Source organism: Kitasatospora sp. NPDC004799 (assembly GCF_040609095.1).
Classification (GTDB): Bacteria; Actinomycetota; Actinomycetes; order Streptomycetales; family Streptomycetaceae; genus Kitasatospora.
On the sequence record NZ_JBEXJK010000337.1, the window covers coordinates 1 to 9,177 of the forward strand.

A 9,177-nucleotide genomic window follows, 5' to 3' on the forward strand; every position below is an offset into this window, starting at 1 on the left:
ATGTTGACGATGATGCGCTCGTCGTCGGCCCGGCCGACCGCCTCGACCACCTCGCCCCAGTCGCCGCCGGTGACGGTGAAGACCCGGCCCTCGGTGGTCTCGCGGGCGTCCGCCTCCGCGGCTTCCGCCTGGGCCTCTCCATAGTGCTGGGTGTTCATCAGCTGTACGACCTCCGCTGGTCGGGAGCCGGGATCTGGGCACCCTTGTACTCGACGGGGATGCCGCCGAGCGGGTAGTCCTTGCGCTGCGGGTGGCCCAGCCAGTCGTCCGGCATCATGATCCGGGTGAGCGCCGGGTGGTCCTCGAAGACCAGGCCGAAGAAGTCGTAGGCCTCGCGCTCGTGCCAGTCGTTGGTCGGGTAGACGCTCACCACGGAGGGGATGCGCGGGTCGGCGTCGGGCGCGGTGACCTCCAGCCGGATCAGCCGGCCGTGGGTGATCGAGCGCAGGTGGTAGACCGCGTGCAGCTCGCGGCCCTTGTCGCCCGGGTAGTGCACCCCGCTCACGCCCAGGCACAGTTCGAAGCGCAGCGCCGGGTCGTCGCGCAGGATCCGGACGGTCCGCAGCAGGTGCTCGCGCTCGATGTGGAAGGTGAGCTCGCCGCGGTCGACCACCGTCCGCCCGATCACCTCGACCGGGTCCAGGCCCTGTTCCTCCAGGGCGCCCTCCAGCTCGTCGGCGACCTCGTCGAACCAACCGCCGTACGGGCGTTCGCTCGGACCGGGCAGCACGATCGGGGCGGCCAGGCCGCCGAAGCCGGAGGTGTCGCCGCTGCCCTTGGCACCGAACATGCCCTGGCGGCGGCCGACCACCTCGACCGGGATCTCGCGGACCGGCTGCTCGCGGCGGGTCTCGGGTACCTGGTCGTTCATCGCAGCTGCCCCCGCATCTCGCTGATCGGGGTGGCCTTGAGGGCGAGTGCCTCGCCGAGCTCCTCGGCCCGGCGCTTGTTCACGCCCAACGGCTCGTGCTGGATCTTGTCGTGCAGCTTCAGGATGGCGTCCATCAGCATCTCCGGACGGGGCGGACAGCCGGGCAGGTAGATGTCCACCGGGACGATGTGGTCGACGCCCTGGACGATCGCGTAGTTGTTGAACATCCCGCCGGACGAGGCGCAGACGCCCATCGAGATGACCCACTTGGGGTTGGGCATCTGGTCGTACACCTGGCGCAGCACCGGGGCCATCTTCTGGCTCACCCGGCCCGCCACGATCATCAGATCGGCCTGCCGGGGGGAGCCCCGGAAGACCTCCATGCCGAACCGGGCCAGGTCGTAGCGGCCGGCCCCGGTGGTCATCATCTCGATCGCGCAGCAGGCCAGACCGAAGGTGGCCGGGAAGAGTGACGCCTTGCGCACCCAGCCGGCGGCCGTCTCCACGGTCGTGAGCAGAAAGCCGCTCGGCAGCTTCTCCTCGATTCCCATCAGATCCCTCTCAATGCCCTCAAGTCCTCTGATACGTGGGCCGGTTCTGGCTTGTCCGCTCGTTCACAAGCGGGCGCGCAGCCGGCGGACGGGTGGGGTCGCCACCCCGCGCTCAGACCACCCCGCGCTCAGTCCCACTCCAGGCCGCCGCGCCGCCAGACGTAGGCGTAGGCGACGAAGACGGTGGCGATGAACAGGAGCATCTCGACCAGCCCGAAGATCCCCAGGGCGTCGAAGGTCACCGCCCAGGGGTAGAGGAAGACGATCTCGATGTCGAAGACGATGAAGAGCATCGCCGTCAGGTAGTACTTGATCGGGAACCGACCGCCGCCCACGGGCTGCGGGGTCGGCTCGATGCCGCACTCGTACGCCTCCAACTTGGCCCGGTTGTAGCGCTTGGGGCCGGTGAGTGAGGCCATCACGACGGAGCCGACCGCGAACGCCGCCGCGATGGCACCGAGTACGAGGATCGGCGCGTAGGCATTCATAGCCCCCGCTCCCTCCGTCCAGTCGTCCTTGACTGCAGATCGGAACCAGCAGGTCACGCTGAGGTGAACCCGCGTTCCAGTTCCCGAGATCCACCTCATGTGAGGCAGTTCACAAAGCCTGGAACGAGCGCATCCTATGCCCGTCTGCTTGTGATCTGCGACACGCAGTTCATCGTCTTCTTTGTGATCTACGACACCCTTCGAATGGGGTCGAATGTGAACATGCCCAATTTTGTCGACGCAAAGCAGTCAAACGATCACAAGTAGTCGCATTTACTTGTGAAGCGGCTGGTCAGGGGCACGTTCCTATATCAACTATGCGTCGCTCGGGGCAAATTTCCGGGCGTCATGTTGACGTGTTATAGCGGCTCACTCGGAGGGGTGGCGGGGTGCCGAACGCTCGCTTGACCCTTCGTTCACAAGCGCGCGAGCTGCTGCCGGCGGCGTGTGTCTGCGCCCGTGTCTGTGTGTGTCTGTGCCCGTGTCTGTGCTTCTGCTCGTGCCGGGTTACCGGCGGGCGGCCGCCTGCTCCCAGATCCAGGCCGCGATGCCCACCCGGTTACGCGCTCCGATCTTGCGCTGGACGTTGGCGAGGTGGTTCTTCACCGTCCCCGGTGAGATGAACAGCCCCGCCCCGATCTCGGCGTTGGTCGCACCGTCCGCCACCAGCTCGGCGATCTCCCTTTCCCTCGTGGTCAGTTCCTCCGTCGGTCCGGCTGCCGGCTGCGCCGCCGCCACGGCCGCCTTGGCGCCCGGACCGGGCTTCGGCTCCGCTCCCGGGAGTGCCATGTGCCGCAGGAGCCGGACGGTGATCTGCGGGCTGATCAACGCGTCCCCGGCCATCGCCGCCCGGACCGCCTCGATCAGCAGCACCGGCCCGGAACGCTTCAGGAGGAACCCGGCCGCCCCGTGCCGCAGTGCCGTGTGCACGTACTCGTCCAGGTCGAAGGTGGTCACCACGATCACCTTGCACTGGTCGGCCAACTGCCGTGTGACCTCCAGACCGTCGAGCTTCGGCATCCGGATGTCCGCGAGCACCACGTCCGGCCGCAGCCTCCTCGCCTCCTGCACCGCCGCCGCGCCGTCCGCCGCCTCCGCCACCACCACCATGTCCGGCTGGACGTCCAGGATCATCCGGAACGCGCTGCGGACGTCCGCCTGGTCGTCCGCGATCAGGATCCGAACCGGCCCTGTGCCGCTGCCCATCTCCGCACCTCCCCGCTCCCCGACCCGCGTCGGCTCCTACGATCGCGCCGGCTCCGCACCGGCCTCCTCCAGCGGCAGCACCGCCGTCACCCGCCAGGCCTCCCGCTCGTGCGGGCCGGCTTCCAGCGAACCGCCGAGCGCCTCCACCCGGGCCGCCAGCCCCGGCAGTCCACTGCCGCCGCCCCGGCGCGGCCGCCCCGCCGGCCCCGGCGCCCGGCCGTCGTTGGTCACGGTCAGCTCCAGCCGTCCACCGCTGCGGCGGGCCCGGATCTCGACCGCCCGCGCGCCCGGAGCGTGCCGCCGGACATTGGTCAGGGACTCGACCACGATCCGGTGGACGGTGCCCTCCACCTCGCGCGGCACCGGCTCCTCCGGCAGCTCCAAACGGACCTCGGTGCCGCCCGTCGCGGTGAACCGTTCGGCCACCCCGGCGAGTTCGGCGAGCCCCGACTGTGGACCCCGGCCGCCGCCCTCCTCGCTGCGCAGCAGCTGTACCGTCCGGTCCAGCGAGGCCAGCGCCCGCTGCCCGGCCTGCTCTATTCGCTGGAACATCTCGGCCGCCCGGGCCGGATCGATCCCCGCCAGGTAGGCCCCCGCCTGGGCCTGGGCGACCATGCCGCTGACGTCGTGCGCCACGAAGTCGTGCAGGTCGTGGGCCAGCTCCAGCCGCTGCGCCCGCCGCGCCTCGGCCACCGCCTTCCTGCGCCCCTCGTCCAGGCCCCGCAGGTAGAGCCCGGTCAGGACGGCCGGCAGGGAGAGCATCGATCCGAACCCGAAGAGCGTGAGCGTGTCGGAGGGCCCGTCGACGAAGGCGAACCGCGAGGGCCAGAGGGCGACCGCTCCGCACGCCGTCCAGGCCGCCGCCGCACACCGCGGACCGTCCTCGGTGCGCAGGCCGATCACCACCGACACCAGCAGGACGGCCAGCTCGGCCAGGCCCAACAACCCGGCCCAGCGCTGCTCCTCCGCCCAGCGTCCGAGGAGCCAGACGGCGACCGTGACCGCGACCGACGCCAGCCCGAGCGCCATGGTCACGGCCGCCGCCCCGTACCGCCTGCGCACCACCCAGGCCGACGGCACCAGGGCCAGCACGACCCCGGACAGGATCTGAGTCATCGTCACCACCTCTCCTCGCCTCCTCGACTGCCGTCACACTACGACGCCGCCCAGCCGCCGCGCCTGTGCCGATCGGCATATTTCAAAGGCCGGTTGAGCAGGAGGAACAGCCCGATCGGCATCTGCCGCAGACCCCTGGCGGGCCTCCAGTCTTGAGTCGTCGCACCGGCCACGGAGGCCGGAGCCGAAGGGAGTCCACCACCATGTCGAAGCTCGTGATCAACGCCCGTGGCACCGCCCACCGGGCCGGGGCCGTCGCCCCGGACGTCCCGCCCGCCCCGCGCTGGGCCCGGCTCGCCGCCACGGCCGCCGCCCTCACCACCGTCCCCTCGGGGCTGTGGCGAATCGTCTTCGGCTTCGGCGTCCCGGTCGGCTTCACCGGCGCGACGTACACGGCGTACGCCGAGCACCAGCCGGGCTGGGGCACGGTCTACTGCGTGGCGCTGAGCGCCCTGGCCGAGTCGCTGGCCTTCCTCACCCTGGGCCTGGTCCGGCCCTGGGGGCTGGTGGCGCCCCGGTGGATCCCGCTGATAGGCGGGCGTCGGGTCCGGCCGCTCGCCGCGATCGTCCCGGCGCTGCTGGGCTCGACGCTGCTCACGGTCCTCGGCGTGGAGGGCTTGTTCGGCCGCTGGGCCGACAACCTGGCCGAGCCGGATTCGCCGCACGGCTTCGCCGGCGTGGTGATGACGCTCGCCTACCTGCCCCTGGTCGCCTGGGGCCCGTTGCTCGGCGCGGTCACGCTCGACTACGCCCGCCGGACATTGCGGCGGCGCCGGTGACGCGTCACACCCGCGCCGGCTCCGGGCTCGCCCCCACCGCGTTCGGCTCGGCCTCGCCCCCGGCCGGGCGCGGCGCGGGGGCGGTGCGCCGGCCCCACTCGGTCGCGACCAGCACCAGGGCTCCGCCGAGCAGGGCGAGCGGGCCCATCCGGTTCCCGGCCACGGTGATCCCGAAGACGGCGGCCCACAGCGGTTCGGTGCCGAGCAGCAGGCTCACCCGCGAGGGCGACGTGGCCCGCACGGCCCACATCTGGACGAAGAAGGCGAACAGGGTGCAGAACAAGGACAGGTGCAGCAGCCAGGCCCACTGGCCAGTCCCGTACGAACGCGCGACCGTCCAGGGTGCGGGCCCGACCAGCAGCGCGACGACGGCGAACACGCCGGTGGCCACCGCGAGTTGGACCCAGGTGACGGCGAGCATGTCGGCGTCGCGGACGGCCCGGGTGCGGGCCATTGTGAGGACGTACGCCGTGCGGACGAGGGCGGCGCCCAGCACCAGCAGGTCACCGAGCGACGGAGGGCGCAGCCCGCCGTCCCCGGTGAGCAGGGCGACGCCGAGCACGGCCAGCCCGGCGGCCGCGAGGAAGGCCCTCGGCGGTGCGGTCCGGCCGAGGGCGCTCTCGCCGAGCGGGGTGAGCACCATCGCGAGGCTGATGATCAACCCGGCATTGGTTGCGGAGGTGTGCACGGCTCCGTAGGTCTCCAGCAGGAAGATCCCGCTGAGCACCAGGCCCAGTGCGGCGCCGCCGAGCCACTCGGCACGGCTCAGCCTCCGCAGGGCGCGCCAGGCGACGACCCCGAGCAGCGGCAGCACCAGCCCGAACCGCAGCACGAGCATCGCCACGACCGTCCCGGGCTCGGCCACCCGCTGGACGGCGAGGAAGCTCGACCCCCACACCACGGCCACGAGCAGGACCGGAAGATCACGAAGGACCGACGAGGGCGCGCCCTCAGGGCGGTCGGACAAGGAGGCAGGCATGCGGAAGATCCCTCCGAACGGACGGAACCGGCGGGCGCGAGTACCGTACGGCGTCGGACGGACCCAGGAGCCGGGCGCGAGGCCCGGCGGTGGACGCGGTGGAGCGCGGATCAAGGGGGCGCCATCCTCGCGCACCGGGCCGCCGATGATCAATGCCCGGAACGGGCACGGGTGGATCAGGCGGCGAGCAGACCGTTCGCCGCGGCGATCGCCTCGATGTCGGCCGGGGTCCCGGACATGATCGCGCGGACGTGCTCGGTGACCAGCTCGGACGGCCAGTCCCACCAGGCCGCGCGGAGCAGTCGCTCGACGTCCGCCTCGTCGAAGCGGCGACGGATCGGCCGGGCGGGGTTGCCGCCGACAACGGCGTACGGCTCGACGTCGGAGGTGACCATCGCTCCGGCCGCGATGATCGCGCCGTCGCCGATCCGAACGCCGGGCAGGACGGTGGCCCCGTGGCCGAACCAGACGTCGTTGCCGACCACCGTGTCGCCCCGGCTGGGCAGGCCCGTGACGATGTCGAGGGTCCGCTCGGTCCAGCTGCCGCCGAACATCGTGAAGGGGAAGGTGGAGACGCCGATGGTCGGATGAGCGGCTCCGGCCATCAGGAAGCGGGTGCCGGTGGCGATGGCGCAGTACTTGCCGATCACCAGCCGCTCGGGGCCGTACGCGTAGAGGACGTTGCGCTCCTCGAAGCGGGTGGCTCCGTCGGGGTCGTCGAAGTAGGTGTACTCGCCGACCTCGATCCGCGGGTCGGTGACGAGCGGGCGCAGCAGGACGACCCGGTCGTGGCCGGCGAGCGGGTGGAGGGCGGTGGGGTCGGGGACGACGGTGACGGACAAGCGAGCTCCTCTCGTAATGCGACTTGAGTCGCATTACGATGAGCATCGCACGACCCCCACCCCACGGCAAGCCTTAACGCGACTGGAGTCGACTTTGACTGGAGCCACCCACCCCGGGCCCCGAACCTCCGAACCTCAGACCTCCGAACCCCAGACCTCAGCGCCCGAGCCCCGTGCCCGCACCCCGCGCCCGGGCGGCCGCAGCGCCCGGGTCCGGGAGGAGGTGGTCGCCGCAACGCTCGCCGAGGTCACCGAGAAGGGGTACGACGGTCTCACCGTCGAGGCGGTCGCCACCCGCTCCGGCGTCCACAAGGCGACCCTCTACCGGCGCTGGGGCGGGGTGGACGGCCTGGTCGCCGACGCCCTGACCGCCTCGGCCGACCAGCCCTGGCCCCTGCCCGACACCGGAGACCTCCAGCAGGACCTCCGCCGGATCACCCAGGAGGTGTTCAGCGTCTTCACCGACCCGGAGCTCGGCCCCACGCCCACCGCGCTGATCTCCGCCGCCCAACGCTCGGACGCCGGGGCGGCCGCCCTGCGCGCCTTCTTCGCGGCCCGCCACCGCCAGGCCGCCGAGGTGGCCGACCGGGCCGCCGCCCGGGGCGAGCTGCCCGCCGGGACGGACGGCATCGAGGTGGTCCGGGCCGCCACCGCACCGCTCTACTACCGCCTGTTCGTCTCCGGCGAGCCGCTGGACGCCCGTACCGCCGAGCGGGCCGCCGACGCCGCGACCCTGGCCGCCCGCGCCGGACTCTTCACGCCCACCACAACCACCCCGGAGCAGAACTGACAAACCGTCACACCATTGCCGCCCGAGGCGCCACGGCCGCCCCAACCCCTACCGCATCCCCACCCGGCCGTGGATGATGCACCCATGACAACCCCGCCGTCCACCACGCCCCGGAAGGCCCGTCACGTGAAGCGCAAGCACTGGGCGCTGGTCGCCGCCGCCACCGTCCTCCCGCTCGCGGTGAGCACCGGCACCGCCGTCGCGGACGCCCCCGCGGCCGCCGCCCCCGCCGCCGGCTGCACCTACACACCGGCTGTCCCGGCCGACAACTTCAAGGGCATCCCGGTGTTCGACGCCAAGAAGGCGGCGAAGCCCTACCGCGCGACCCTGCGGACCAGCCAGGGCCAGATCACCTTCGAGGCACTGACCGACAAGGCGCCCTGCACCACCTTCTCGTTCCGGTTCCTGGCCGAGCACGACTACTTCGACCGCAGCCACTGCCACCGCCTCACCACCCAGCGGATCTACGTCCTCCAGTGCGGCGACCCGACCGGCACGGGCAGCGGCGGCCCGGGCTACTCGTTCCCGGACGAGAACCTGACCGGCGCCACCTACCCGGCCGGAACCGTGGCCATGGCCAACGCCGGCCCGAACACCAACGGCAGCCAGTTCTTCTTCGTCTGGAAGGACACCAAGCTCTCCCCCGCCTACACCCCGTTCGGCCGGATCACCGGCGGTCTGGACGTCCTCCAGAAGATCGCCGCCGGCGGCGAGGACGACCAGAACAACCCGGGCGACGGCTTCCCCAACCTCCCGGTGAACATCCGCAACGTGAAGATCAGCGCCCGCTGACCCGGCGGGCCGGACGACCCCGGCCCGCCACCCGCCCCACCCCGGATGCACCTCCCCCGTCCGCCCCGACCGGGCCCGCGCCCGCCCCGACCGGGCCGGCGCCCGCTGCTCCCGTACGGTGGCAGCACCGATGACACCGCAGGGGAGCAGGAGCAGCGCCGCATGGACAGCCGGATCTGGGAGAGCGTCGACCACCTGGTCGCATGGCTGGACGATCAGGGCACGCAGTCGCCCCAGGAGGAGCGGCTGCTGCGGATCCTCAAGCTCTCCGAGGAGGTCGGCGAGGTCGGTGCGGCGGTGATCGGCGCCACCGGCCAGAACCCGCGCAAGGGCGTCACCCACACCTGGGAGGACGTCCAGCACGAGCTCTGCGACGTCGTCTTCACCGCCCTCGTCGCCCTGCGGACCCTCACCCCCGACGCGGCCCGCGTCTTCGCCGAACGCCTCGCCTACGTCGAACAGCGCTCCGCCGCCTCCCGCCGCCCGACGGAGGCGCCCCAGGCGGCCGAAGGGGCGTAGGCGACGACCCCGCCCGGGGCGAACCGCGCCGCAGCACGGTTCGGGCCGCCGGCGGGAGAGCCCCGGAAGTGCACCGGCCCACCCGGGCGGCCCGATCCCGCCCGAGCGGGATCGGAGCACCCGGGCAGGCCGCAGGCTCAGCCGTCAGGCTCAAGCGTCAGGCGTCAGGCGTCAGAAAGTGTTGGGTAATTGATCAACTGCACGCTGTGATGCGTTGGCGGTGATCTTCGCGGACTTGGAGTCC

Annotated in this window: 11 protein-coding genes and 1 pseudogene; 4 read left to right on the plus strand and 8 right to left on the minus strand. The window is 72.0% G+C overall.

The window, feature by feature from the left end; translation table 11 throughout:
* From ABZW03_RS31085 to ABZW03_RS31110, 6 genes and pseudogenes are all read right to left on the minus strand, one after another.
* Positions 1 to 158, minus strand: a pseudogene (locus tag ABZW03_RS31085) (NADH dehydrogenase subunit D); the annotation flags it as partial.
* Positions 158 to 871, minus strand: a complete 714-nt coding sequence (locus ABZW03_RS31090) for an NADH-quinone oxidoreductase subunit C (protein ID WP_355265619.1) — start codon at positions 869 to 871, stop codon at positions 158 to 160. The pseudogene ABZW03_RS31085 and the gene ABZW03_RS31090, both read right to left, overlap by 1 nt.
* Positions 868 to 1,422, minus strand: coding sequence for an NADH-quinone oxidoreductase subunit B family protein (locus ABZW03_RS31095; protein WP_355265622.1), 555 nt, complete (start codon positions 1,420 to 1,422; stop codon positions 868 to 870). Before ABZW03_RS31095 ends, ABZW03_RS31090 begins: the two co-directional genes overlap by 4 nt.
* 128 nt (positions 1,423 to 1,550) lie before the next feature.
* Complete coding sequence (locus ABZW03_RS31100; RefSeq protein WP_030060100.1) at positions 1,551 to 1,910, minus strand: NADH-quinone oxidoreductase subunit A; 360 nt, start codon at positions 1,908 to 1,910, stop codon at positions 1,551 to 1,553.
* Positions 1,911 to 2,417: 507 nt separating this feature from the next.
* Positions 2,418 to 3,116: a response regulator transcription factor gene (locus tag ABZW03_RS31105; protein WP_355265625.1), complete on the minus strand. Its 699-nt coding sequence runs from the start codon at positions 3,114 to 3,116 to the stop codon at positions 2,418 to 2,420.
* Between the two features lie 36 nt (positions 3,117 to 3,152).
* A complete protein-coding gene (locus ABZW03_RS31110) occupies positions 3,153 to 4,232 on the minus strand; it encodes a histidine kinase (protein WP_355265627.1) in 1,080 nt (359 codons plus the stop codon).
* Positions 4,233 to 4,435: 203 nt separating this feature from the next.
* Between ABZW03_RS31110 and ABZW03_RS31115 the strand changes: the two genes are divergently transcribed.
* Entirely contained in the window at positions 4,436 to 5,011 is a 576-nt protein-coding gene (locus ABZW03_RS31115; RefSeq protein ID WP_355265630.1) for a hypothetical protein, read from the plus strand.
* Positions 5,012 to 5,015: 4 nt separating this feature from the next.
* Here ABZW03_RS31115 and ABZW03_RS31120 read toward each other — a convergent pair whose 3' ends face one another.
* Complete coding sequence (locus ABZW03_RS31120; RefSeq protein WP_355265633.1) at positions 5,016 to 5,990, minus strand: DMT family transporter; 975 nt, start codon at positions 5,988 to 5,990, stop codon at positions 5,016 to 5,018.
* 176 nt (positions 5,991 to 6,166) lie between these two features.
* The gene (locus ABZW03_RS31125; RefSeq protein WP_355265636.1) at positions 6,167 to 6,832 is read right to left on the minus strand and encodes a CatB-related O-acetyltransferase; all 666 of its coding nucleotides are present in this window, start codon (positions 6,830 to 6,832) and stop codon (positions 6,167 to 6,169) included.
* Between the two features lie 223 nt (positions 6,833 to 7,055).
* Here ABZW03_RS31125 and ABZW03_RS31130 point away from each other — a divergent pair, with 223 nt between their 5' ends.
* From ABZW03_RS31130 to ABZW03_RS31140, 3 genes are all read left to right on the plus strand, one after another.
* Positions 7,056 to 7,622, plus strand: coding sequence for a TetR/AcrR family transcriptional regulator (locus tag ABZW03_RS31130; RefSeq protein ID WP_355265639.1), 567 nt, complete (start codon positions 7,056 to 7,058; stop codon positions 7,620 to 7,622).
* An 84-nt stretch (positions 7,623 to 7,706) separates the two neighbouring features.
* The gene (locus ABZW03_RS31135; protein WP_355265642.1) at positions 7,707 to 8,414 is read left to right on the plus strand and encodes a peptidylprolyl isomerase; all 708 of its coding nucleotides are present in this window, start codon (positions 7,707 to 7,709) and stop codon (positions 8,412 to 8,414) included.
* Between the two features lie 162 nt (positions 8,415 to 8,576).
* Positions 8,577 to 8,933 (plus strand): MazG-like family protein, encoded by a 357-nt coding sequence (locus ABZW03_RS31140; protein WP_355265645.1) that lies wholly within the window; start codon positions 8,577 to 8,579, stop codon positions 8,931 to 8,933.
* Positions 8,934 to 9,177: the final 244 nt, after the last annotated feature.